General features: G+C 70.0%; 22 protein-coding genes. 9 read left to right on the top strand and 13 right to left on the bottom strand.

Features of this window, described 5'->3' with window-relative positions:
- Positions 1-156: 156 nt before the first annotated feature.
- Together AA23TX_RS11100 and AA23TX_RS11095 are read left to right on the top strand one after the other, a co-directional pair.
- On the top strand, positions 157-1140 hold the full coding sequence (locus tag AA23TX_RS11100; protein WP_155542456.1) for a hypothetical protein: 984 nt from the start codon (positions 157-159) through the stop codon (positions 1138-1140).
- Positions 1141-1454: 314 nt separating this feature from the next.
- The gene (locus AA23TX_RS11095; RefSeq protein WP_155542455.1) at positions 1455-2261 is read left to right on the top strand and encodes a lysozyme; all 807 of its coding nucleotides are present in this window, start codon (positions 1455-1457) and stop codon (positions 2259-2261) included.
- A gap of 44 nt (positions 2262-2305) precedes the next feature.
- Here the strand turns inward: AA23TX_RS11095 and AA23TX_RS11090 are convergent, their stop codons facing one another.
- On the bottom strand, positions 2306-2596 hold the full coding sequence (locus tag AA23TX_RS11090; protein WP_155542454.1) for a hypothetical protein: 291 nt from the start codon (positions 2594-2596) through the stop codon (positions 2306-2308).
- On the opposite strand from AA23TX_RS11090, the gene AA23TX_RS11085 reads away from it, so the two are divergent.
- From AA23TX_RS11085 to AA23TX_RS11075, 4 genes are all read left to right on the top strand, one after another.
- Complete coding sequence (locus AA23TX_RS11085) at positions 2578-4194, top strand: hypothetical protein (RefSeq protein ID WP_155542453.1); 1617 nt, start codon at positions 2578-2580, stop codon at positions 4192-4194. The genes AA23TX_RS11090 and AA23TX_RS11085 overlap by 19 nt on opposite strands.
- Before the next feature lie 349 nt (positions 4195-4543).
- Complete coding sequence (locus AA23TX_RS50050; RefSeq protein WP_155542452.1) at positions 4544-4807, top strand: hypothetical protein; 264 nt, start codon at positions 4544-4546, stop codon at positions 4805-4807.
- A gap of 51 nt (positions 4808-4858) precedes the next feature.
- Complete coding sequence (locus tag AA23TX_RS50045; RefSeq protein ID WP_230862426.1) at positions 4859-5563, top strand: DUF6218 family protein; 705 nt, start codon at positions 4859-4861, stop codon at positions 5561-5563.
- Positions 5560-6828 carry an exonuclease domain-containing protein gene (locus AA23TX_RS11075; protein ID WP_230862425.1) on the top strand — a complete coding sequence of 423 codons (1269 nt, stop codon included), beginning with the start codon at positions 5560-5562 and terminating at the stop codon, positions 6826-6828. Before AA23TX_RS50045 ends, AA23TX_RS11075 begins: the two co-directional genes overlap by 4 nt.
- 289 nt (positions 6829-7117) lie before the next feature.
- On the opposite strand, the gene AA23TX_RS11070 is transcribed toward AA23TX_RS11075, so the two are convergent.
- On the bottom strand, positions 7118-8032 hold the full coding sequence (locus AA23TX_RS11070) for a helix-turn-helix transcriptional regulator (RefSeq protein ID WP_155542450.1): 915 nt from the start codon (positions 8030-8032) through the stop codon (positions 7118-7120).
- A gap of 131 nt (positions 8033-8163) precedes the next feature.
- Between AA23TX_RS11070 and AA23TX_RS11065 the strand changes: the two genes are divergently transcribed.
- Positions 8164-9069, top strand: coding sequence for an oxidoreductase (locus AA23TX_RS11065; RefSeq protein WP_155542449.1), 906 nt, complete (start codon positions 8164-8166; stop codon positions 9067-9069).
- Between the two features lie 28 nt (positions 9070-9097).
- On the opposite strand, the gene AA23TX_RS11060 is transcribed toward AA23TX_RS11065, so the two are convergent.
- Together AA23TX_RS11060 and AA23TX_RS11055 are read right to left on the bottom strand one after the other, a co-directional pair.
- Positions 9098-9961 carry an alpha/beta hydrolase gene (locus AA23TX_RS11060; RefSeq protein WP_155542448.1) on the bottom strand — a complete coding sequence of 288 codons (864 nt, stop codon included), beginning with the start codon at positions 9959-9961 and terminating at the stop codon, positions 9098-9100.
- Complete coding sequence (locus tag AA23TX_RS11055) at positions 9958-11175, bottom strand: amidohydrolase family protein (protein WP_230862615.1); 1218 nt, start codon at positions 11173-11175, stop codon at positions 9958-9960. Before AA23TX_RS11055 ends, AA23TX_RS11060 begins: the two co-directional genes overlap by 4 nt.
- Positions 11176-11271: 96 nt before the next feature.
- On the opposite strand from AA23TX_RS11055, the gene AA23TX_RS11050 reads away from it, so the two are divergent.
- A complete protein-coding gene (locus tag AA23TX_RS11050) occupies positions 11272-11835 on the top strand; it encodes a TetR/AcrR family transcriptional regulator (RefSeq protein WP_155542446.1) in 564 nt (187 codons plus the stop codon).
- Between the two features lie 30 nt (positions 11836-11865).
- Here AA23TX_RS11050 and AA23TX_RS11045 read toward each other — a convergent pair whose 3' ends face one another.
- From AA23TX_RS11045 to AA23TX_RS11035, 3 genes are read right to left on the bottom strand one after another with little or no spacing between them, the layout of a single operon-like run.
- Complete coding sequence (locus tag AA23TX_RS11045) at positions 11866-12474, bottom strand: TetR/AcrR family transcriptional regulator (protein ID WP_155542445.1); 609 nt, start codon at positions 12472-12474, stop codon at positions 11866-11868.
- Complete coding sequence (locus AA23TX_RS11040; RefSeq protein ID WP_155542444.1) at positions 12467-13330, bottom strand: oxidoreductase; 864 nt, start codon at positions 13328-13330, stop codon at positions 12467-12469. The genes AA23TX_RS11045 and AA23TX_RS11040 overlap by 8 nt, the downstream gene beginning before the upstream one ends.
- Before the next feature lie 52 nt (positions 13331-13382).
- Positions 13383-14402 (bottom strand): zinc-dependent alcohol dehydrogenase, encoded by a 1020-nt coding sequence (locus tag AA23TX_RS11035; RefSeq protein WP_155542443.1) that lies wholly within the window; start codon positions 14400-14402, stop codon positions 13383-13385.
- Between the two features lie 65 nt (positions 14403-14467).
- On the opposite strand from AA23TX_RS11035, the gene AA23TX_RS11030 reads away from it, so the two are divergent.
- Positions 14468-15046, top strand: coding sequence for a TetR/AcrR family transcriptional regulator (locus AA23TX_RS11030; protein WP_155542442.1), 579 nt, complete (start codon positions 14468-14470; stop codon positions 15044-15046).
- 29 nt (positions 15047-15075) lie between these two features.
- On the opposite strand, the gene AA23TX_RS11025 is transcribed toward AA23TX_RS11030, so the two are convergent.
- From AA23TX_RS11025 to AA23TX_RS11000, 6 genes are all read right to left on the bottom strand, one after another.
- Entirely contained in the window at positions 15076-15546 is a 471-nt protein-coding gene (locus AA23TX_RS11025) for a MarR family winged helix-turn-helix transcriptional regulator (RefSeq protein ID WP_155542441.1), read from the bottom strand.
- Positions 15543-17069 (bottom strand): MDR family MFS transporter, encoded by a 1527-nt coding sequence (locus AA23TX_RS11020; RefSeq protein ID WP_230862424.1) that lies wholly within the window; start codon positions 17067-17069, stop codon positions 15543-15545. Before AA23TX_RS11020 ends, AA23TX_RS11025 begins: the two co-directional genes overlap by 4 nt.
- Entirely contained in the window at positions 17066-17839 is a 774-nt protein-coding gene (locus tag AA23TX_RS11015) for an alpha/beta fold hydrolase (protein ID WP_155542440.1), read from the bottom strand. The genes AA23TX_RS11020 and AA23TX_RS11015 overlap by 4 nt, the downstream gene beginning before the upstream one ends.
- Positions 17840-17909: 70 nt before the next feature.
- A complete protein-coding gene (locus tag AA23TX_RS11010; protein ID WP_230862423.1) occupies positions 17910-19328 on the bottom strand; it encodes a dihydrolipoyl dehydrogenase family protein in 1419 nt (472 codons plus the stop codon).
- 1 nt (position 19329) lies between these two features.
- Positions 19330-19893 carry a hypothetical protein gene (locus AA23TX_RS11005; protein ID WP_155542438.1) on the bottom strand — a complete coding sequence of 188 codons (564 nt, stop codon included), beginning with the start codon at positions 19891-19893 and terminating at the stop codon, positions 19330-19332.
- A gap of 109 nt (positions 19894-20002) precedes the next feature.
- The gene (locus AA23TX_RS11000; protein WP_155542437.1) at positions 20003-22318 is read right to left on the bottom strand and encodes a hydantoinase B/oxoprolinase family protein; all 2316 of its coding nucleotides are present in this window, start codon (positions 22316-22318) and stop codon (positions 20003-20005) included.
- Positions 22319-22320 lie beyond the last annotated feature (2 nt).

The raw sequence follows: 22320 nt of genomic DNA, 5'->3' as shown, positions 1-22320 counted from the left end.
GCGCGAGCACTACGCAGAGCTACCGAGGCACTTCACTTGGTCAGCGGTAGAGGTGCGCACTTGATCGCCCCATAGTGGAATTTCTGCCGGTGAGGGGGATGGATGGGGCATTACCCGAACTGCGAACGCGCTCAGAGCCGAAGGTGCCGGTGCACCATGTGCTGGGGTACACAGCACGGCTGGAAGGACGCCGTCAAACTCGCCAAAGATCCCGATCCCGCGGTTCGCCGCGATTTCCGGATAAAGGTGGACGACGCATGGCGGGCCGCCTTCGTGGGGAAACGGAACGCGAACCAGCGCCCCTCGCAGCGGATCAGCTATCCGAAGAAGATCGCGGGTATCGACTCGGCGATCGCCGATCTCGTGGAGTGGCTGGCACAAGATCTCGCGGCCGCGGGCACCGTTCCCGCCGGGACATCACCAGCGATCGACGGAGAATCCCCTCTACATTCCGAGGAAACCCAGCAACACCGAACGTCACCTGACGATCCGGCCGACGACGCGGCACCTTCCGGCCGATCATCCATCGACGGGATATCGGACACGCGAGCGGCGCCGGACACCACTCACCCGCAGGCCGTTCTCTCGAACGAGGGACCGGTCGTCACTCGGGTGGAAGAGCTGGGCGACGTACTGGCCGAGCACGTCCTCAAAGACATCGAACGAGCGGTGGCCGGCCCGGTATCGAAGGAAGTCAAGGTCGCGCTCGCGGATCATTTCTGGTGCGACTTGTTCGCGCAACTGGCCCACGTGCTCGACGAAGGTGTCAAACTGTTCGACAAGGTGCCGGACAAGGTCACCGACCTCATCATCAAGTCACGTCGAGCGTCCGAACGCCTTCCACTCGAAGACTTGATCATCAAGACCGCCGTCAAGAGCGTCTGGAAATTCGTACAAGGACTTTCCTTGTTCGGCTGGGTCATTCAGGTTCGCAAGTTTCTCCCGGTGGTTCGCGTCCTCGCCGTGTTCATCTGCAAGGCTCCCGAGCGACACAAGGCAGTCGTGGAGTACTGCCTTGACCCCTTGCGGGAGCAACTGACTTCGGAAACGAAGGAGCGACTGGCGAAAGTCCTGCGAGAGTGGCTCCCTGAGATCACCGCCGAAGTCGCCCGACGGAAGAAGGACCTGCCGCCCGGGTGACGTACGGCGGCAGCGTGCCTTACCCACCGATCCGCCCGGACCGGACCGGATGAGTTCCACCGGGTCCGGCTGGATGCGGATCGGTCCTGGCCGCCCACCGATGCGGCCGCCCACCAGCGACGCCAGGCGTTTCAAGACGCCGAAGGGCGCGGATCGGGCGCGCGCGCCCGGCTCGTCAGAATTTTACGAGTTTCCCCAGACTTCGAAATTGGATCACATGGCGGAGTGACGGCGCCCACATCACTGTCACAGAATCGTCCGGCGCGACCCTGCACAGCCGCGCACAGCGAGGGCAACCGAAAGGACAACTGAAGATGACCGCACCACGCAGATGGCGCCGCCTGCTCGGCGCCGCTGTCGCCGTCTCGACCTCCCTGCTGGTCGTGACCGCCCCCGGCGCCTCGGCCGCGCCGGGTCAGGACGTGTCGGACAACCACGAGATGGGGGCCTCGATCCGCGCCCACGACGGGGTGGCCCCGGCGGGCCTCGCGCCGGCGTCGGTGGACGCGAGCGTCCCCGGCATCGACGTCAGCTCCTACCAGGGCAACGTCAACTGGGCGTCGTACTGGAGCGCGGGCAAGAAGTTCGCCTACGTCAAGGCGACCGAGGGCACCGGCTACCAGAACGCGTACTTCAGCCAGCAGTACACGGGCTCGTACAACGTGGGCATGATCCGCGGCGCGTACCACTACGGCCGCCCGGACACCTCGGGCGGCGCGGCCCAGGCCGACTACTTCGTCGCCCACGGCGGCGGCTGGTCGAAGGACGGCAAGACCCTCCCGGGCACGCTCGACATCGAGTGGGGCCCGAACAACGCCTGCTACGGCAAGACGCCTTCCCAGATGGTGGCGTGGATCAAGGCGTTCAGCGACGAGTACCACGCGAAGACGACCCGCTGGCCGGTGATCTACACGGCGACGAGCTGGTGGAGCCAGTGCACCGGCAACACGGGCGACTTCAGCTCGACCAACCCGCTGTGGGTGGCGCGCTACGCGTCGTCGGCGGGCACGCTGCCGTACAACTGGGGCTTCTACACCTTCTGGCAGTACAGCTCTTCGCCGATCGATCAGGACCAGTTCAGCGCGGACATCTCACGCTTGAAGGTGCTGGCGACCGGCTGAGCCGAGCGGGAGCACGCCACGCGCCGGGCGTGCTCCCGACCCGCTCAATCGGCGGACTTGATCTTATCCGCCAGCGATTGTTTAGCCTTCTTGACGGCACCTTCATCGATGGCGAACGCGTTTTCCTCAAGTCGACCATGCAGCACTGTGTAAACGTGCTCGTAGCCCACTCCCCACTTCTCACCCTTCTGCCAGGCGAACGCCACCAGACTCTCCTTGCCTTTGACGTACTCCGGGACCAGAACGACGACCAACTGACGACCGGTCGCAGAAGTAAAACCATTCTTCGGGAACTGACAGTAGTAAAGAAACCCACGTGACGGTGGACGATTCATGGCATTTCCTTTCAGATGGGCGAGGAGGCGACGGTAACCCCCGCGCGATGATCCGAGCCCGTTTGCTGCGAAACCGGTGCACCCGTTCGGCGGCGTTCCCCACCGAACCAGCCAGGGAAAATCGCCCCATGCCACCGGCTCGACGCGGGCGCCCGACCTCACTCGGCGACGAGGCGTTCGATCCGTGGCCACGGATCGAGCACGGTCAGCTCGCGGCCTGGCTCCTCAAAATGTGCCGCCTCTACGGCCGCGAGGACATCCTGACCATCCGGCAGCTGGCGGCCGCGGTGCGGACGCCACCCGTCGACAACGCCACCGTCTCCCGCTGGGAGAACTCCCGAGCAACGGTGCCGACATGGGCCCTGCACCAGTACGAGCGACTCTTCGATCTGCCGCCGGGCGAGCTGGTGGCCGTAGTGACCGCACTCGGCCGGGACCGGCCGACGGGACGCCGGAGCGCGCCGCGCTGCGACGAACTGCTCGAGAAATGCCTCGACCGTGCTCCTGTCTCCGCCGCGGAATGGGCGGACCTGACGGTTTCCCTGACCCAGCCGCGACGCAAAACCGCCCGGCCGATATGGGACACCCTCGGCCACCGGCTGCTCACCGAAATGTGCCTCTCCGTGGGCTGGCGATATCTGCTCCGGCTTTCCGCGCTGCAACGAGTGCATCGGCACCCGGAGGGAGGCGCCGCGCTGGTCGCGGCGACCGAAGAATTTGTCACCGAGCCCGCCTGCCAGCTGATCATCGACCCGATCGCCCTGCTCGCGGCGAATCCGGCGCCGGCGGCGGCCCGCCACCTCCTTCGGCTGCTGTGCGAACCGCGGAACGAAGCCGAACAACTCGGCGCGCTCTTCGCGTGGGCGGCCCGGCCACCCAGTGCACCCGACATGGTTCGCCGGCTCGAAGCTGCCTCCTGCGAGCTGTGTGCGTCGACGTCACCGCCGCTCCAGGTAGCGGCTTCGGACGTCCTCGCGGCCCTGTTCCGGCACCGCCCGAGCCGTCCCGGCGCACGTTCGGCGCCTCTGGGAAAAGCTGGAGACGGGGTCTTCGGCCAACTGCACGGCGCCTTGGCGAAAGCTCAGACCCGGCATCACGAAGCGGACCTGCTCGGCCGGCGGATCCTCCGGCAGGCGCTGGCCAGCACCGACAGCGATCTGCGCATCCTCACCGTCAACGTCCTGCACGCGTCGCCGTTTCGCGCAGTTCTCGCCGACACTGTCGCGTCGATGCTGACCAGCGGGCGCACGAGGACCGGCTCGGCGATCCACAGCGTGCTCGTGGACCTACTGGGCAGTCTCGGCGAAACCCGGCACCGCACGATCGTCGAGAACCTGATACGGCGGGGCACGGCGCGGGACGCGGCGGCCTTGGCACTGGCCCACCTCCCCGGGCGGACGGACCCGCGTCTCTGGCACCACGTGCTCACCGCGCAACCCACCGGCAGTAGCACCCAGCGAGCCGTGCTCTACGCGGTGGGGATGAAGGGCGACCGCGACGGGCTGCGGCTCCTGCGGGCACACGCTCCCGTCGTCCGCTCCCGCGCGAACTGGTGGCTGCGACTTCCGGCCGAAGCCTCGGCGGGTGCAGCCCTCTGACGACCGGGCCGGCCGGCGGATTTGGACTTGCGCGGGTTACGCGGGTGGCGACGCCGCCAGAAGACTCGGCCAGGTCGCACGCGCCGTGAAGGAAACCCGTGCGCCTGACCGTCCCGCCCCCTGCTCGCCGCCGTTCCACTCTTTACAGTTCCAACCTTGTGCAACCATCCCCGAAGTGAAGCTGCGATGGCGAAAGAAGACGCGAGAACACTTCTAGAACTACTTCGACCATGCGATCTGGGGCGTTAATATTGGTCAGGCACAGTCCGACGCGCTGCCAGCCACCTTAGAACCAGACGGCTCGATTACCGTATATACGCTCTCCAAATCGCACGGAGCTACCGCCCTCTTGGTCTTCACTTCATCGGTCGTCATCGACGACCAGCGTGTCAGGCGGGATTCCGGTGACAGATCAGATGACTCCAGCCAGCTACAGGCACGCGAGTACCGGCTCGTCCTCCTTCAGACCAGCGGCCCGAACTCATTCGACAACGCCAGCGCCGTGCCCGCCGCGAAGCCCGGGCCGGCGATCGACTCCGGGCCGAGGCTTGCCATCGTCCGCGACTTCGATGCGTTCGACATGCTCGAGGTCGAGTTCGGACGGTGGATGTAACAACTGGGGCCCATCGACGACTTGATGTTGGTCGACGAAAGGAGGCGCTCGGTGACGGACCCGGCGACAATAGAACCGCTCGAGGAACTGACAGCGTTGTGGGCCCCGGGAAGCGCGATACTTTGCGTAGGTGCTGGGGACCACGAGATCGAGTCGGTGGCAACCTGGCACGTAAGCCCGGCCGGCGATCCGACGGGAGCGTGGATCTACCCCGCGAGCGACGTGTTCGGCTCCCAGGACGCGGCGCGACGTGTCCTGGCCTTCGTCGAACGTCGTGCGATCGCGGCCGTTCACCCCCAGCGCCTGCAGGAATGGCTTGACCAGCTGACCGCAACGGCGAAGGTGGACGTCGAAGACGGGTGGTGGAAGCGGCAACTGTTCTCACCGGTGGACGCGTTTCACGAGACAACCCGGCGACGGCAGCAATACGCCGTCACGGTCGAGGCCGCACGCGAGAACAGCAAGACGATCACTCCCCTGGAATGGACACACGACCTTCCCGACGACGCCGAGGTCCAGGACTTTGCGTCCCTGCAGCGCATCGCCGGCATTTCGAGCGCGCCCGGCACGCCCGTGGTGTCCGAGATCCTGCCGATCGCCCGCACCCTGAGATGGCTGGTGTCCCTCTGGGCGGAAACCGAGCAGGTGAAGAACCGGCGCCGCTACGTGCGAGCCGAACACGGCGATCCCGACCCGCTGCCGCCCCAGTGGCTGGCCGCGGTCCAAGCCGGCAGCACCAACCGGCTGCCGCTGTGACGACCGCACGCGGGTACGCCGTCATCGACACCGAAACCACCGGCATCCTGACCGGCTGGCATCACCGCATCGCCGAGATCGCCGTCGTCCACGTAGACCCGCACGGAAACATCACCGACGACTGGGTGACGCTCGTCAACCCCGACCGCGACCTGGGACCCCAGGCCATCCACGGCATCCGCGCTGCCGACGCACGCCGAGCGCCCCGGTTCGAGCAACTCGCCGGCGACCTCGTCGAGCGGCTGGCCGGGCGCGTGGTGGTGGCGCACAACTGGACCTTCGACGCGATGCACCTACGTGCCGAGTTTGGCCGGCTGGGTATCGACACGCCGTTCGCACCCGACGCCGGGCTGTGCACCATGCGAGCCGCCGGCCGGGCGCGGCTGAGTTCCGGACGTTCCCTGATCGACTGCTGTGCGGCCGCAGGGCTGCCCGAACGTGCGTGGCACACCGCACTCGACGACGCGCGAGGAGCGGGCGAACTGCTTGGTTTCCTCCTGCGGCATGCGCCGAGCGCCGTGGGTGCCACGGATGCCCAGTTGCACGCCGCGAACTGGGCCTGGGCGCACTTGGAACGGCGTCGCACCCCGGCAGTTCACCGTGCGGCGATCGGACAAATCGAACCACATTTCCTTGCCAAGCTCGTCGAGCGGATGCCGCGAGACGGCGAACCGGTCGTCGACGCCTACTACGCGATGCTCGACGACGCCTTGCTCGACCGGCAGATCTCAGCAACCGAAGGCGACGCGCTCGTCGAGATCGCCCACGACCTCGGCCTGCACAAGAACGAAGTCGTGGCCCTGCACCTGAGCTACCTACGCGACCTGGCCCGCGAAGCCTGGGCCGACCAAGTGGTCACCGACGGGGAGCGCAACGACCTGCTCACAGTCGCCACCCTCCTGGCCCTTGATCCGGCGATCGTCGAATCCATCCTCGACGAGGAACGCGACGCCGTGCGGGACCCGGCACCCGACAGGGAACACAAGATCGGCGGACTGGTCCTGCGACCGGGCGACAAGGTGGTCCTGACCGGCGACATGAAGCGCCAACGCGCCGACATCGCGGCCGAAGCCACCGCGGCAGGCATCCGCGTCACCGGGGCGGTCAGCAAGCAGACGCGTGTCCTAGCCGCGGCCGACCCGGACTCCATGTCGGGCAAAGCCAAACGTGCCCATGAATGCGGCGTCCCAGTCGTCTCTGAAGACGCTTTTCTGAAGGCGCTCGCGAAGCTCGCCAGCCATCCTGTTGCCACAAGGACCCCTTGATCACCGCGCCCACAGCGCTCATGACCCCACCGACGCCACAAAGTCGATCGGCGACGAGCGTTGCCGCCACCGGCCGCGAAGGCCTCGTCGCCACGCTCCTGTGTACCCTCCCTGCCTCGCGAACGCCCGGACTACTGCTGCGAGCACGCCCTCATGCAGACCACCGAAATGATCATCCGAGGCCGGCAGGCCGTTGCTCGGCGGCCACGATCCCGAGACCGGTGACCTGGTCTCGGCGACGACGTCAAGCTTCGTGGAACCGGGTTCAGCGACACCGTCCGGGTCCGGGTCAACCTGCCCCGCTATCCGGTGCCCCGGTGCGCCAGGCCGGGAGCTCGTCGGCGAACGGGGAGCGGGACGCGTGCCACGACGCCAGGAGCCGCAGCCGGTCCTCGTCGGTGCTGCCCGGCTCGGCCGTGAACACCAGCATCACCGGTCCGGGGTTGCCGGGCAGCGGATAGGTGTCCCAGTCCAGGCGGATGTCGCCCACCTCGGGCACCGAGAAGGTCTTGGTTCCGCTCACCGACTCGCGGACGTCGTGGCGGGCCCACAACCGGCGGAACTCCGCGCTGCGGATGCTCAGTTCGCCGACGATCGCGGTGGCGCGGGGGTGGGTCGGGTCCGCGGCGACGGCGGCCCGCAGCATGCCGATGTAGTCCAGGGCCTGCTCCTCCCAGTCCGGGCAGCTCCGCCGGCCGGTCAGCGCGTCGTCGAACAGCAGCAGGAGCATGTTGAGCCGGTCCGGCGGATAGGCGTCCGGTTCGCCGAGCAACGCCTCGGCCATCGGGTTCCAGTCGAGCAGGTCCAGGTGCCTGCCCAGAACGACCGCGGGGGTGTCGATCACCCGCAGCAGCCGGCGGGTGCGGTCCCGCACCCGCTCCGGCTCGCGATCCACCGGGGCGGGCGCCGGACGACGGGCGGCGTGCCCCAGGGTGAACAGGTGCCGGCGTTCCTCGTCGCCGAGGCCGAGCACGCCGGCGAGCGCCGCCAGGACGTCGTCGGACGGGCGAACCTCGCGGCCTTGCTCGATCCGCTGGTAGTAGTCGGTGCTCAGCCCGGCCAGCAGCGCCATCTCCTCGCGTCGCAGCCCGGTGACCTTCCGCCGGCTGCCCGGTTCCAGGCCGACGTCGCGCGGACTCAGCCGGGTGCGCCGGGCGCGCAGGAATTCCCCGAGTTCGCGAGCGTAGGGATGCGGACTGCTCATGCCACCAGTGTGACTCCTCCGCGGCGGCCCAAGGTAGGTCTCGCAGTCCCAGGCAACCGAAAGCGACCGAGCCCGCCCGGATCGCTCCTAACGTCGTCGGCACAGCGCACCGACCCCTTCAGGAGCAGCAGATGACCGGATGGACCGCCGACCGCATGCCCGACCAGAGCGGCCGCGTCGCCGTCGTGACCGGCGCGAACTCGGGCCTCGGCCTGGTCACCGCCACCGAACTGGCCCGCCACGGCGCCCACGTCGTCCTCGCCGTCCGTGACACCGCCGCCGGCGAGCGGGCCGCCCGCCGGATCGACGGCGACACCGAGGTGCGCGAGCTCGACCTGGCCTCCCTCGACTCCGTACGCGCGTTCGCCGCGAAGCTGGTCGTCGACCACCCGGCGATCGACCTGCTCGTCAACAACGCCGGCGTGGTCCTGCTCGGCCCGCGCCGCACCTCGGCCGACGGTTTCGAGCTTCAGTTCGCCACGAACGTGCTGGGCCACTTCGCCCTGACCGGCCTGCTGCTCGACAACCTGGCCGCGGCACGGGAAGCCCGCGTGGTCAGCCTCAGCTCGATCACCCACAAGAACGCGAGCCTGGACTTCGACGACCTGGAGTTCGAACGCGGCTACCGGGCCGCCGCCGCCTACGGCAGGTCCAAGCTCGCCACGACGATCTTCGGCCTGGAGCTGGACCGCCGCCTGCGTTCCGCCGGCTCGCCGGTCGTCAGCGTACTGGCCCACCCCGGGGTCACCCGGACCAACTTGACCCCGCGCGCCTGGGAACACCGTGGCCGGGCGGGGCGGGCGATCGCGCGGCTCGGCCTGCTGGCCACCCAGCCGGTGGAACGGGGTGCGCTGCCGCAGCTCTACGCCGCGACCGCGGACGGTGTGCGGGGCGGCCAGTTCTTCGGACCGGCCGGGCTCGCCGAGACGCGCGGCCGCGTCACCGAAGCCCGGCTCAACCCGCGAGCGGCCGACCCGGCCGTCGGAAAGCGGCTCTGGGCGGCGGCCGAAGAACTGACCGGCATCGGCTACCTCTGAACACCCTTCCCGGGCACGGAGGCGGCGCTCAACGGGAATGACAGGTCTTCAGGTAGCTCAGAAACGAAGCCTGCAGCCCGGTGAGGTGCGTCTCGTGCAACATCTCCGTCGTGACATCCCGCGATCGCCCCTTGGCGTGCAACTGTTCCACCACCGCGAGAGCGTTGCGCGCCACCGCGCGGTAGAGCGGGACGGCTCCCAGCAGTTCGACTTCGTTCAGCGTGACGTGCAGAGAGGCTGAGTCTTCGCTGGGTGCCGGCAGGTTCTCGACCAGGGCGAAAACCCGGCTGTCCTCGACCGCGACGCCGGGACTGCCCGCGCCGAAGGTCGCGAACGGGGCCGCCTCGCGCAGCCACGCGTAGAGGGTGAAGAGGCCTCCGTAGGAGTAGCCGAACAGGCCGTGCCCGGACTCGCTGACCCGGAGCCGCGACCGCAGGTGCGGGTGGAGCTCGCCGGTCAGGAAGTCGAGGAAGACGTCGGCGTGGGAGTCCGCCAGCTCCGCGAGGTAGGCGTCCATGTTCTCCTGGGTCATCGCACCCGAGTCGCGCGCCGCTGCCAGCACGGCCACCATCTCGTCGCTGACTCGTTCCCCCGGCGGCACGAGATCGCGATTGCGGAGCCGCGCCCAGTCCGCGGCCTCCTCACCGGCGTAACCGACGCTCACCTGGATGTACGGCGCGATCGTCAGGTACGGGTCCGCCTGGACGACGATGAGGGGCGAGGTGAGGCCGACGGCCCAGTTGCCGTCCACCACGTAGATCAGCGGCAGGGGGTCGGTGGAGTCCTCGTACCCGGGGGGTGTGGTCACCCAGACGCCGTAGCGGTGCCCCGACCGCGCCGTGATTTCGAGGTACTCCGTGTCCGCGAAGCAGCCGTTCAGCATTCCGCTCATCGAGCTTTCCCTTTCATGACGCGGCCGTCCTTCACGACGAGAACGGCCATCTCCGGATCGGCGAACACCTTCGCGTCTCGCAGCGGGTCCCGGTGCCACGCGACCATGTCGGCCCGCATCCCGACACGGATCGTCCCGACGGTCTCGCCCAGGCCGAGGATGCCGGCGTTGACGCTGGTGGCCGAGACGAGCGCGTGCATGGGCGACTCCAGCTCGGCGCGCAGGCGCAGCTCCTCGCCTCGGCGCCGCTGGTGCGGCCCGATGAGGTCCGAGCCCAGTCCGATCCTCAAGCCCGCCGCGCGAGCGATCCCGAGTGCCGAGGCCATGCGCTGACGGACGCCGGCGACGCGGTCCCGCGCCTCGGGGCCCAGGTCCATGCTTTCGGTGTCCGTGAGCTGTTCGATCACGGCGAAGGTGGGGACCAGCGCCACGTCGTGCTCCCGCATCGACCGGGCCGTCGGCTCGTCGATGCCGGTGCCGTGTTCCACGCAGCGGACGCCGGCCCGCACGGCGTTGCGGATGCCCGCGTTGTTGTGCGCGTGAACCGTGACGTAGGTGCCGCGCGCGGCCGCTTCTTCCACGGCCACGGCGATCTCTTCGGTCGAGAACTGGGTGTCGGCGAGGCGGTCGTGTCCCCCGACGACACCGCCGGTGACGCACAGCTTCACGAACGTCGCACCACGGCGGAACGACTCGCGGACGTTGCGCCGCAGCTCGTCGGCATTGCCCGACACCAGCGACAAGGCGCAGAGCCCGGGGATGTGGTGGGCGTTCCACAGCTCGGTCGGTTCCCACGCCGCCCCGTAGTAGCCGTGCCCACCGGTCTGGCACTGCACCGGACCGCACGAGAGGACCCGCGGACCTCGCACCTTGCCGTTCGCGATGACGTCGACGACTCCGGCGTCGATGCCGCCGGTGTCGCGCACCGTCGTGAAGCCCGCGTCGAGCGCGTGGCCCGCGGTGGCGAAGATGTCGGCCGCGAGTTCGGCGGCCGAGAGCTGGAACCCGAACTGCGCCCGGATCGGGCTGGAGAGACCCAGGTGGACGTGCGCGTCGATCAGTCCCGGGGTCAGCAGCATGCCGTCGAGGTCGACCGTCGTCGCGCCCGCCGGGGCCCGGCCGATCGCGGTGATGATCCCGTCCGTCACGCACACGTCGGACGCGGCCGGGTCGGCGCCCGATCCGTCCGCCACCACGCCGCCGGCGAACCACACGTCGGTCAACGAACCTCCCGGACCTCGTCCTAAACAGTGGTGAATTCGATCTGCGGTAACATACTCAACAGTGGTGAACTCGTCAAGGGAGGCAGCGTGCGATCGCCGGTCGGGGAAGGACGGGAGCGCCTGTTGCAGGCCTTGTTCGACGAGTTCGGCGAGGGTGGCCCCGGACCGAACCTCTCGATGCGCCAGGTGGCGGAGCGGCTCGGCGTGCACCACACGCTGCTGACCTACCACTTCGGATCACGGCCGGGGCTGCTGGGCGCCGTGCTTTCGGAAGCACGCCGCCGCGACAACCGCGTCATCGCCGCGACCGGCGACGCACCCGGGTTCGCGACGTTGTGCGAAGCCATCTGGAACTTCTACGCGAACGACGCGCACGAAGATCGGACCCGCGCCTTCTTCCGCCTGGTCGGACTCGCGGTCTACGAGCCCGGCGCATTCCGAGAGTTCGTCGCCGACCTCGACGACCTGACGCGCCTCCTCGAAGCGGCGGCTCTGCGTGAGGGGTCCACGGCGACGGAGGCGCGGCAGCGGAGCGTCATCGCCGTCGCGGCTTTGCGAGGACTGTTGCTGCAACGGTTGCTCACCCCGGCCGCCGAGGTCGACGCGGCAGCCGGGCACTTCATCGCCTCCTTGGCGGCGCCTCCCGCGTGAGGCCGAGCGGGCCCGCCCGACGTCCGCCGGTCAGGGCCGGATGCCCGCCGCGCGGAGCCACACCACCCGGCAGGTCTCCGACGCCTGGTCCAGCGCCGCCGGGGACACCGCCGACGCGTGGTAGAACGTCCGCTCGATCATCCAGCACAGCGCGCCCGCGATCGCCCGTGCGCCGTCGGGGCCTTCCTCGTCCGGGACACCGGCGCGGACCAGGATCGTCGCGATGGCGGCGATGAAGATGTCCGCGGTCTCCATCCACAGCGCACCCAGCTCGGGAATGGCCGAGGACTGGTCGATCGCGACGCGCATGATCAGGCCGTGCTCGTGCCAGCGTTCGCGGGTGCGGCGCAGGGCCGTCGCGATCGCGTCGCGAGGCGCCGCCGGATCGTCGGCCGCCGCCCGGGACTTCTCGTGCAGCGCCTCGACGGTCTTGGCGAAGAGCGCGACCAGCGCCTCCTGTTTCGAGCTGAAGTAGAAGTACATCGACGCGCGGGACAGCCCGGCGCGCTCGGCGATGTCGTTGGTCGTGAGCGCGTCGAAGCTCTTCACCGCCAGCAGTTCCTCGAGGACTTCGAGGAGCTTCGCCTCGCGCAGGTCCCCTTTGGACGGTGCGGCGCGCCGGCGTCCCGGTTCAGGCATCGTTCGCCGCGATCTGGTGCCCGTCCGGGAAGTCCGTGGACCGCGAGAGCTCCTCCCACGCTTCGATGTCCGCGGTCACCGCGGCCCGGCCGCTCGCCACCAGCCGCAACGCGTCCGAACCGAGCACCAGGTGCACCGGCGGCTTTTCCGCCTCCACCACCGCCAACACGGCCGCGGCGGCCTTCGCGGGATCGCCCAGCTGGTTGCCGCTGGCCGCCTGGCGGGCCGCGCGGATCGGCTCGAACAACTCGTCGTAGTCGGCGATCGACCGCTCGCTGCGGACCATCGAACGGCCCGCCCAGTCCGTCCGGAACGAGCCGGGTTCGATGACGGTCACCCGCACCCCGAACCCGGCGACCTCCTTGGCCAGGGTTTCGAGCATGCCCTCCACCGCGTATTTGCTGCCGCAGTAGTACGCCAGCCCGGGCACGGTCATCAACCCGCCCATCGAGCTGACCGCGAAGATGTGTCCCGAGCGCCGCTTCCGCATCCCCGGCAGGACAGCGTGGACGGTGGCCGCCACCCCGAACACGTTGACGTCGAACTGCGCGCGCAGTTCGGCCATCGGGGACTCCTCGAACACGCCCTCGTGCCCGTAGCCGGCGTTCGCGATCAGCACGTCGATCGGGCCGACGGTCCGCTCGACCTCGGTGACAACGGCGACGACCGCGTCGTCGTCGGTCACGTCGAGCTGCCGCGCGTGGGCGCGCCCGGGCGCCAGTTCTTCGAAGGCCGCCAGATCGGCGGGCTTGCGCACGGTGCCGACGACGGTGTGACCGGCCGCCAGCGCGCCTTCGGCGAAGGCACGGCCGAGGCCGCTGCTCGCGCCGGTGATCAGGAAGGTTCGCTTCGTCATGAACTCGACTCTACACCTCGTCGATAAAATTCGACACTGTGTCGACTACGGCTCACGAGCGCGTGAAGACCGGCTTGCCCGGCGGCGGGTCCAGCAGCACCTCGACGGCGTCCTCGTAGCCGAACGGGCCCGTCAGGATCGGCGACGGATCCAGGGTTCCGCTGTCCAGCAGCTTCAGCACGTCGGGAACGTGCGGACTGGCGTGGGGTGGTCCGACGACGAGGGTGATCCCCGTGCCGTACAAGGAGAAGTACGGCAGCCGCGGCTCTCCGAAGTAGACGGACCGGATGACGCACGTGCCGCCCGGGCGGGTCGACAACAGGGCGCACCGGAAGCCCGCGCTCGCGGCCGAGGCGTCCACGACCAGGTCGAAGGCGCCGTCGAGCCGGTCGGGGTACTCGGCGGCAAGGGTGACGGTCGCGCCCGCGGCGGCGGCCTTGGCGCAGCGGGATTCGTCGACGTCGAGGTAGGTGACGCTCCCCGCGCCCAGCGCGACGGCGCTCAGGACGGTCAGCAGCCCGAGGCTGGCCGTGCCGCCGACCACGAGCACTGCGGCGCCGGGCTGGGCGTCGAGGGTCGGCCGGACGGCCTGGAAGGCGTCGGCGAGGTTGTCGGAGGCCGACGCGGCCAGGACCGGATCGACGGCCGGTGGCAGCGGCGTGAGGGCGTACCGGGCCCACGGAACCCGCACCAGCTCGTCGAACAACCCGCCCCACAGCCCGCCGGCGCTCGTGCCGTACGACGCCAGGCGCGGCACCGAAGCGCAGGCGCCGGGCAGGTCGCGCCGGCAGTTCCCGCACGTGCCGCAGCTGATGTGCCACGGGATGACCACGCGCTGGCCGATCCGCAGCGGGGAGTCGTCGTCGGCGAGGTCGACGATCTCGCCGACCGCCTCGTGGCCGAGCGCGAACGGGGCTTCGAACGGCGCGGGCGACACGACGAGCCGCCGGTCGAGATCGCACGCGGACGAGGCGATCGGCCGCACCAGCGCGTCCCCGGACGCCGAGAGGCCGGGCGCCGGCCTGTCCTGCCATTCCAGGCCGCGGGGACCGGTGACGACGAGGCTCCGCATGGCACTCCTTAGATGATGCTCTCTAGAGAGCTGACTCTAGAAGGCGCGTTCGGTACCGTCAACCCATGCCCCGCCTCGTGCACGACACGTCGACGATCCTCGACGCGGCCGCCCGGCTGCTCGCCGCGGGCAGCGCCGACGCGATCACCATCGCCGGCGTGATCCGGGAAGCCGCGGTGTCCAGCGGCTCCGTCTACCACCGGTTCCCGAACCGCGCGGCCCTGCTGGCCGCGGTCTGGAACCGGGCGGTGCAGAGCTTTCACGCCGAGCTGTACCCGCTCTTCGACGACGAACCGGTGGCCGCGGCGGTCGCTCTCGGGCGCCGGACCGTGTCCTGGTGCCGCGCCAACCCGGCCGACGCCCGGGTGCTGCTGACCGGCCTCGGCTCCTTCGAACCCACGGCCTGGCCCGCGGAGAGCCGGGACGCGCGCGAGGCCGACCAGTCCCGCTGGGACCAGCACATCCGCCGCCTGGTGACCGACCTCAAAGCGGCGACCGGGCGGCGAACGGCGGAGATCCTGCTCATCGTCGTCGACTTGCCTTACGCCGCCGTCCGCCGCTATCTCGGCGCCGACCGGGACATCCCGGCGACCCTCGAGGACATCGTCGAGCGCGCCATCCGGGCCGCACTCACCGCGGACTAGCACGGACTAGCGCGGACCAGGCCATGCCATCACTCCGCTCCCCCGCACCGGCGGGGAGGTGGGGTGGCGGCGCTGCCGTTGAACCTCGCCAGCAGCGCGGCGAACGTCCGGACCTCCTCTTCGGCCCAGGACCCGAGCAGCTCGCCCAGCCGTCCGCCGCGCGCCACCCGGACCTCCTCGACCCGGCGGTGCCCCGTGTCCGTCAACCGCACCGAGTACGCCCGCCCGTCGTCCGGTGCCTCGACCCGCTCGATCAACCCGAGCGCCTCCAGGTGCTGGAGCTGGCGCGAGATCGTCGGCGACGTCACGCCTACGTGGCACGCGAGTTCGGTGGGGCGGCGCGGGCCGCGCTCCGCCAGGTGGGCCAGGAGGCGGTAGGCCGCGACCTTGAGGTCCGGGTGCACCTCCCGGCCGAGTCGTCCCAGCGCCGCGCGGTCCTGGCGGACGAAGACGGCGAACTCGCGTTCGAGGCGGGCGATCGTTTCCTCGGCCGGCGTCATCGCGGACCCTCGGGCACGGCGTTGGTGGTCCGCAGCGGCACTTCCCGGATGAACAGCACGCACACCAGCGCGACCAGCGCCAGCGGCACCGCGTACTGGAAGAGGGTGCCGGTCGCCTGGCCGTAGGCGTCTTCGACCACGGCCCGGACCGGCGCGGACAGCTCGGCCGGCCGGGACAGGGCATCGCCGGTGGCCGAGCCCAGCTTGTCCGCGAGGTGGTGTCCGACCTGCCCGGCCAGGGCCGCGCCCAGCGCCGAGACGCCGATCGTGCCGCCCAGCGTGCGGAAGAACGACACCGACGAGGTCGCCGCGCCGAGTTCGCGCGGACTCACCTGGTTCTGCACGGCGAGCACGAGGTTCTGCAGCAGCACACCGAGCCCCAGGCCGAGCAACGTCATCGCCAGGGCCAGCTGCCAGTACGGCGTGTCCCGCTCGGTGAAGCCGAGCAGCGCGAGCCCGGCGGTGATCAGCACGGCCCCGGTGACCAGGAGCGGCTTCCAGCGGCCGGTGGCGGAGATGATCCGCCCGGCGACGCTGGACGCGAGCGCGAGGCTGAGGATCTGCGGCAGCGCCAGGATGCCCGCCATCGTCGGCGACTTTCCTTCGGCCAGCTGGAAGTACTGGCTCACGTAGGTCGCCGCGGCGTAGAGGGCAACGCCGACCGCGAGGCTCGCGATGACCGCCAGCACGACGGTCCGGGTGCGGAACAGCCACAGCGGCAGCACCGGCGCCTCGGCTCGCCGTTCGACGGCAACGAACGCAAAGGCCAGCACCAGCACACCGGTGAGCATGACCACGGTCTGCCAGGACAGCCAGGCGTACCGGTCGCCGGCGAGTGTCACCCAGATCAGCAGGAGTGACGCCGCGGCCGTCAGCAGCGCGGACCCGGCCCAGTCGATCTTCACCGAACCCTTGGTGACCGGCAGGTTCAGCGTCTTCTGCAGCACGATCAGCGCGACGACGGCGAACGGCACGCCGACGAAGAAGCACCAGCGCCAGCCCAGCCAGTCAGTGTCGACGATGAGCCCGCCGATCAGCGGCCCGGCGCTGGTCCCGACCGCGAACACCGCGCCGAAGTAGCCGGAGTACCGCCCGAGTTCCCGCGGCGGGATCATCGTCGCGATGATCACCTGGATCAGCGCCATCAGCCCGCCCGCGCCGATCCCCTGCACCACGCGTGCCGCGATGAGCAGGCCCGCGTCGGCGGACAGGCCCGACAGCACCGAGCCCACGGTGAAGATGATCAGACCGGCCTGGATCAGCAGCTTCTTGCTGACCAGGTCGGCCAGCTTGCCCCAGACCGGGCTGGACACCGTCGTGGACAGCAGCGTCGAGGTGATCACCCAGGTGTAGACGCTCTGGCCGGCGTGCAGGTCGGCGACGATCGTCGGCAGCGCGTTCGTCACGACCGTCGAGGACAGGATCGCCACGAAGATCCCCAGGTACAACCCGGACAGGGCCTGCAGGATCTGCCGGTGGGTCATCGGCGCCGCACCGGCCGGCGCGGCTACTCCGGCCGTCATCGTGCGGCTTGCTCGACGAGCTTGGTGACGACGTCCGGACGGCTGAGCATGACCGCGTGGGAGGCGTCCACTTCGGTGACCCGAGCACCCGCGCGCGTGTCCATGAAGCGTTGCAGATCCGGGCTGATGGCGTGGTCCTGGCGGGTGAGCAGCGCCCACGACGGGATCGTCCGGAAGCCTTCGGTCGCGCCGGCGTCGGTGACGGCGCGGGTGTCGGCGGGCCGCTGGGTGGTGGCGAGGTCGGCCGCGAGGGTCGGAGCGAGGTCACCGGCGAAGGCCGCGCGGAACTGTGCAGGGTCGATGGTTACCTCCGCGCCGCCGGGCACCGGGGTGGTGATCAACGGCAACGGCGTCGACGACTTCGCGGCCAGCTCGCCGATGGTTTCGCCCTTGACCGGGATGAATCCGGCGATGTAGACGAGCGACTTCACGCCGGTGACCGCCGTGGCGGCGTTGGTGATGACCGCACCGCCGTAGGAATGACCGACCAGCACCTTCGGTCCGTCGATTGTGGACAGATAGGCGGTGACGTACGCGGTGTCGCTGCTCAGGCCCCGCAAGGGATCGGCGATGGCGCGCACGGGGTAGCCGTCCCGGCGCAGCCTCTCGATGACGGGTGCCCAGCTCGAAGAGTCCGCCCACGCGCCGTGGACGAGGACGATGGTCGGCTTCGGACCGCCGGTGCCCGAGGCCGTGGCCGGTGCGGAGGTGGCGAGCAGGGCGAGTGCCGCGACGCCGGCGACGGCGAGGCGGGAGAAGCGGAAACGCATGGCAGAACCCCTTTCGGGGAAGGAAGGCGTGCCGGTGCCCCGCCGGATCGCGGCGGGGCACCGGGGTGGGTCAGCGGCCGTGGGCTTCGAGCAGCCGCAGCCACACCTCGCTGACGGTGGGGAAGGCGGGGACCGCGTGCCAGAGCCGGTCGATCGGGACCTCGCCGGCGACCGCGATGGTCGCCGCGTGGATCATCTCCGCGACGTCGGGGCCGACGAGGGTGAAGCCGACGATCACCTTGCGGTCCTCGTCGACGACCATCCGGGCGTGGCCGCGGTAGCCCTCGGCGTGCAGGGCGGAGCCGGCGGTGGCGGCCAGGTCGTAGTCGACGACCCGGATCCGCAGCCCCGCCGCCTCGGCCTTGGCCGCGGTCAGGCCGACCGACGCGATCTCCGGGTCGGTGAAGACGACCTGCGGGACCGCGCACTCGTCGGCGGTCGCCGCGTGCCGGCCCCACGGGGCGTCGTCGACGGGTTCGCCCTTCGCGCGCGCGACGATGACGTCGCCGACCGCCCGGGCCTGGTACTTGCCTTGGTGCGTCAGCAGAACGCGCCGGTTGACATCGCCGGCGGCGTAAAGCCAGCCGTCGACGCCGTCGACGCGCATGGTGTCGTCGACCGTGAGCCAGGCACCCGGCGTCAGGCCGATGTTCTCCAGGCCGAGATCCTGGGTGTTCGGCGTCCGGCCGATCGCGACCAGCAGTTCGTCGGCTTCGATCTGCTCGCCGTCGGTGAGGATGACCGACACCGTGCCGTCGTCGTTGCGCTTGACGGACCCGGCTTCGGCGCCGATGCGGACCGAAACCCCCTTTTCCCGCAAGGAGACCGCCACGTGCTCGCCGACGAACGGCTCGTTCAGGTGCAGCACGCCGTCCCGGGCCAGCATCGTCACCGACGACCCCAGCCGGCTGAACGCGGTCGCCATCTCCGAAGCCACCACCCCGCCGCCGATGATGGCGAGCCGAGCCGGAACCTCCTTGGCCGCAACGGTTTCGCGGCTCGTCCACGGCTTCGCGTCGCGGAGGCCCTCGATGTCCGGGACCAGCGCGCCGCTGCCGGTCGCGACGATGACCGCGTGCCGCGCGGTCAGCGTGGTGGTGGTGGTGCCGTCGGCGCCGGTCACCTCGACGACCCGGGCGGCGGTGATCCGGCCGTGCCCGCGGTAGAGCGGGATGCCCGCCGATTCGAGCCAGGACACCTGGCCCTCGTCGTTCCAGTTCGAGGCGAAGGCGTCGCGACGGCGGAGCACGGCCGCCACGTCGAGGTCGCCGGTCACCGCTTCCCGCGCGCCGGGCACCTGCCGGGCCGCACGGAGTGCCGCGCCGCTGCGCAGCAGCGCCTTGGTCGGCATGCACGCCCAGTAGGAGCACTCACCGCCGACCAGTTCCCGCTCGACGATCGCGACGGTCAACCCGCCCCGCACCACCCGGTCGGCCGCGTTCTCCCCGACCGGACCGGCGCCGATGACGATGACGTCGAAGTCACTCACGTCAGTTCCCCTTGGCGGCGCGGCCGAGGCGGATCGCCGAGACGAGGAAGAAGATGCCGCCCAGCACGGCGTAACCGGCCACATTGGCCAGCGACGGGTTCGCCGCCGAGGCACCGATGACGAAGTTGGCGCCGGCCAGCACGGAGATACCGCCGCTGAGCATCATCGGCCACTGGCCGCCCATCTTGCGGCGGCGGATGCCGACGATCAGCTGGACCACCCCGGCCACGATCGCCCAGGCACCCCACACCCGCAGCACTCCCGGCACGCCGGACGCGGACGCGATGCCGATCCCGATGGCCGCGAGCAGGCTGATCGCCATGTTCACGTACAGCGCGGTCACCGACCCGCCGCCCTTCGACGACCGAGCGTCCACAATGGCCGATCCCACGTCGAACAGCGGGTACACGACGGCCAGGACGACGCCGACCGCCCCCAGCCCCGACTTGGTCGTCAGGAACACCAGGACCGCCCACACGATGGCGAACGCGAACCGCACGAAGTACAACCGGCGCAGCGCCGGAGCGAACCCACCTACGGCGGGCGAGTCGACAGTAGTCACCATGATCCCTTCAAGGCTGCGGGGATCTCCCCCGACAAGACCGAACGTTCTATCTCAATTCAGCATGGCCGCGTGGCCGGGGAAAGTCAAGACAGATCGTTCTATCTAGTTCTTACGAACCCGTGATCCGGCCCGACCAGCCGCGGTACTCGTCGACGGGCACCGGGTGGTCGACCGGCACCACACGGGAGTGGACCGCGGTCAGGCAGCCGGGACACAACAACTGCCGGAAGACGATCTCCGCGTCGACGTACTCCAGCGGGTCGTGCCAGATGTGCGGGCCCGCTTCGGTCGGCGCCGCGTCCCGGCGGGCGAGCCCGGCGACGAAAGCGCCTCCCGCCAAAGGTCCGATCCCGGTTCCACAGTGGACGCACGCGACCGTCCCGTCGGCCAGGACGACGAGGTTGTCGTCGAGCCGGCGCACCGCGTCCAGGTCCGGCGTGCCGAGGGGCGTGAGCCCGGTGACTCCGGCGCCGGACGCCCGGTGACGCCGCAGTTTCGCGCGTCGCTCTTCGGTCGCGGTCACATCCACTTCGCCACCGCGGAGCACGACTCCGTAGACGTCCTCGGCCGCGTCCGCCGTCACCCGGACCTGCTGCACGTCCTCACGCACGCTCTCGGGCGCGCGCAGCAGCGGGTCGCCGTACCCGCCACCGGCCTGCCAGTGCAGGTAAAGCGCGTCACCGGGGCCCAGGTCCGACTCGCCTTCGCAGGGCAGCACCTCGATCTCCCCGCCCAGCTCGCCCAGGTGGCCGGGGATGGTGATCGCCTGGGCGAGCTGGGGTTCACGGACTCCGCGCACGACGAGGTCGAGCTGGGAGTTGCCGGGATAACCGCCGGCCAGTCCGACGTTCTGGTTCGCGACCTTGCCCGTCCCGGACACGACGAGGGACATCGTCCCCGCCTGGTCCGGGTGCTGGACGTAGCAGACCGAGCCGCTCATCCCGCCGCGCTGCCGGCCCGGGCCACCGGAATCGGTCTGCTCACGACGCCACAGCGCGACGAGCGGGTAGAGGTACTCGGTCATCTCGACGTCCGGCGCCCGAGCGGCGGGGATGATCAACCGGCCGCCGGTGTCGACGCCGTCGTGGTACACCTGCGCGCCGTAACCGCCGGCCATGACGTCGAAGATGGGCGACACGAAGCCCTTGCTGCCCCCGCCGCGAGTGTCCACACCGGACACCACGCAGAGGTCGGTGGTGCCGTTGCAGATGGACTGCACGTCGGAGCGGTGGTCCGGTTCGGCGTCCAGCATCTTGGCCAGCACCTCGGCGACGAGGTTGCCCGAGCCCCAGGCCGGCCCGAAGGGTCCCTTGCCCACGGCGGCCGGGAAGGACGCGTTGGTGATGGTGTCCTCGTCGGTGATGATCTCGAAGCAGCGCATCAGCCCGCCCGCGGCCCACGGGATGTCCCCGGCCAGCAGGGGAAGCATCGTGAACACGATGCCCGCGCGCAGCCCCGGGTAGGGGCAGTTGATGATGCCGGTCTGCCCGGCGGTGCCGCGGAAGTCGAAGACGAGCCGGTCGGCTTCCTTGGTCATCGCGACCTTGATGGCGTGCAGGCCACGGTCGCCGGTCCGCGACTGTTCCTGGTAGCCGACCGCGGACCACGTCCCGTCGGGCAGCGTTGCGAGCTTGGCCCGCAGCCGGCGTTCGGCGTCGTCCATCATCCGGTGCATCACGGACTTGACGGTGTCGGCACCGTACTTGGTGATGAGCCGCAGGATCTGCTCGGCCGCGTTCTTGTTGGCGGCGATCTTGGCGCGCAGGTCGAGGCCGACCAGGTGCGGCAGCCGGGAGCGGCGGACCCAGGCGTCGGCGATGTCGCGCTGCAGTACCCCGCCGCGGACCACCTTCATCGGCGGCGTCGGCACGGCCTCGCCGAAGACGTCCTGCGCGGACGGGCTGAACGAGCCCGGCCGCGGCCCGCCGAGGTCGACCTGGTGCGCGATCGCCGTCGTCCAGCCGAACAGCTTGCCGTCGTGGAAGATCGGCGCGAGGATCGCGGCGTCGTTCTGGTGCAGCCCGCCGCCGATCCACGGGTCGTTGCACAGGAACATGTCGCCCTCGGCGATGCCCGGGTTGTCGCTGCGGTGGCGCAGCGTCCAGGTGATGGCCAGGTCCATCGAGCCGATCAGGCCGATGTTGTACGTGCCGACCTGGACCTGCTCGCCGAGCTCGTCGCAGATGGAGAAGTTGAAGTCGTTGGACTCGGTGACGACGTGCGAGCCCGACATACGCCGCAGCGTCTCCCCCATCTCCTGGGTGATCGCCCACAGCCGGTGCCGGACGACCTCGTAGGTCAGGGCGTCGACCTCACCGTCGTCCACCTGGTGCAGCGGCAGGGACGGCGAGATCTGCCGCAGCAGCTCCTCGCGGGGCATGGGGCGGCTGGTGAACTCGTCCGCGCCGGGAATTCGGGAAGTCATGG

The sequence above is a fragment of the Amycolatopsis camponoti genome, from assembly GCF_902497555.1.
In the GTDB taxonomy this organism is placed as follows: domain Bacteria; phylum Actinomycetota; class Actinomycetes; order Mycobacteriales; family Pseudonocardiaceae; genus Amycolatopsis; species Amycolatopsis camponoti.
The sequence above is the reverse complement of the archived record's forward strand: the minus strand, read 5'-3'. Positions and strand labels throughout refer to the sequence as shown.

Coding starts and splice junctions, on each gene's coding strand:
- AA23TX_RS11065 (WP_155542449.1), top strand. CDS start 8,164: ATGACCGGATGGACCGCCGACCGCATGCCCGACCAGAGCGGCCGCGTC.
- AA23TX_RS11090 (WP_155542454.1), bottom strand. CDS start 2,596: ATGAATCGTCCACCGTCACGTGGGTTTCTTTACTACTGTCAGTTCCCG.
- AA23TX_RS11020 (WP_230862424.1), bottom strand. CDS start 17,069: ATGACGGCCGGAGTAGCCGCGCCGGCCGGTGCGGCGCCGATGACCCAC.
- AA23TX_RS11100 (WP_155542456.1), top strand. CDS start 157: ATGTGCTGGGGTACACAGCACGGCTGGAAGGACGCCGTCAAACTCGCC.
- AA23TX_RS11030 (WP_155542442.1), top strand. CDS start 14,468: ATGCCCCGCCTCGTGCACGACACGTCGACGATCCTCGACGCGGCCGCC.
- AA23TX_RS11015 (WP_155542440.1), bottom strand. CDS start 17,839: ATGCGTTTCCGCTTCTCCCGCCTCGCCGTCGCCGGCGTCGCGGCACTC.
- AA23TX_RS11045 (WP_155542445.1), bottom strand. CDS start 12,474: ATGCCTGAACCGGGACGCCGGCGCGCCGCACCGTCCAAAGGGGACCTG.
- AA23TX_RS11070 (WP_155542450.1), bottom strand. CDS start 8,032: ATGAGCAGTCCGCATCCCTACGCTCGCGAACTCGGGGAATTCCTGCGC.
- AA23TX_RS11095 (WP_155542455.1), top strand. CDS start 1,455: ATGACCGCACCACGCAGATGGCGCCGCCTGCTCGGCGCCGCTGTCGCC.
- AA23TX_RS11060 (WP_155542448.1), bottom strand. CDS start 9,961: ATGAGCGGAATGCTGAACGGCTGCTTCGCGGACACGGAGTACCTCGAA.
- AA23TX_RS11025 (WP_155542441.1), bottom strand. CDS start 15,546: ATGACGCCGGCCGAGGAAACGATCGCCCGCCTCGAACGCGAGTTCGCC.
- AA23TX_RS11040 (WP_155542444.1), bottom strand. CDS start 13,330: ATGACGAAGCGAACCTTCCTGATCACCGGCGCGAGCAGCGGCCTCGGC.
- AA23TX_RS11000 (WP_155542437.1), bottom strand. CDS start 22,318: ATGACTTCCCGAATTCCCGGCGCGGACGAGTTCACCAGCCGCCCCATG.
- AA23TX_RS11005 (WP_155542438.1), bottom strand. CDS start 19,893: ATGGTGACTACTGTCGACTCGCCCGCCGTAGGTGGGTTCGCTCCGGCG.
- AA23TX_RS11035 (WP_155542443.1), bottom strand. CDS start 14,402: ATGCGGAGCCTCGTCGTCACCGGTCCCCGCGGCCTGGAATGGCAGGAC.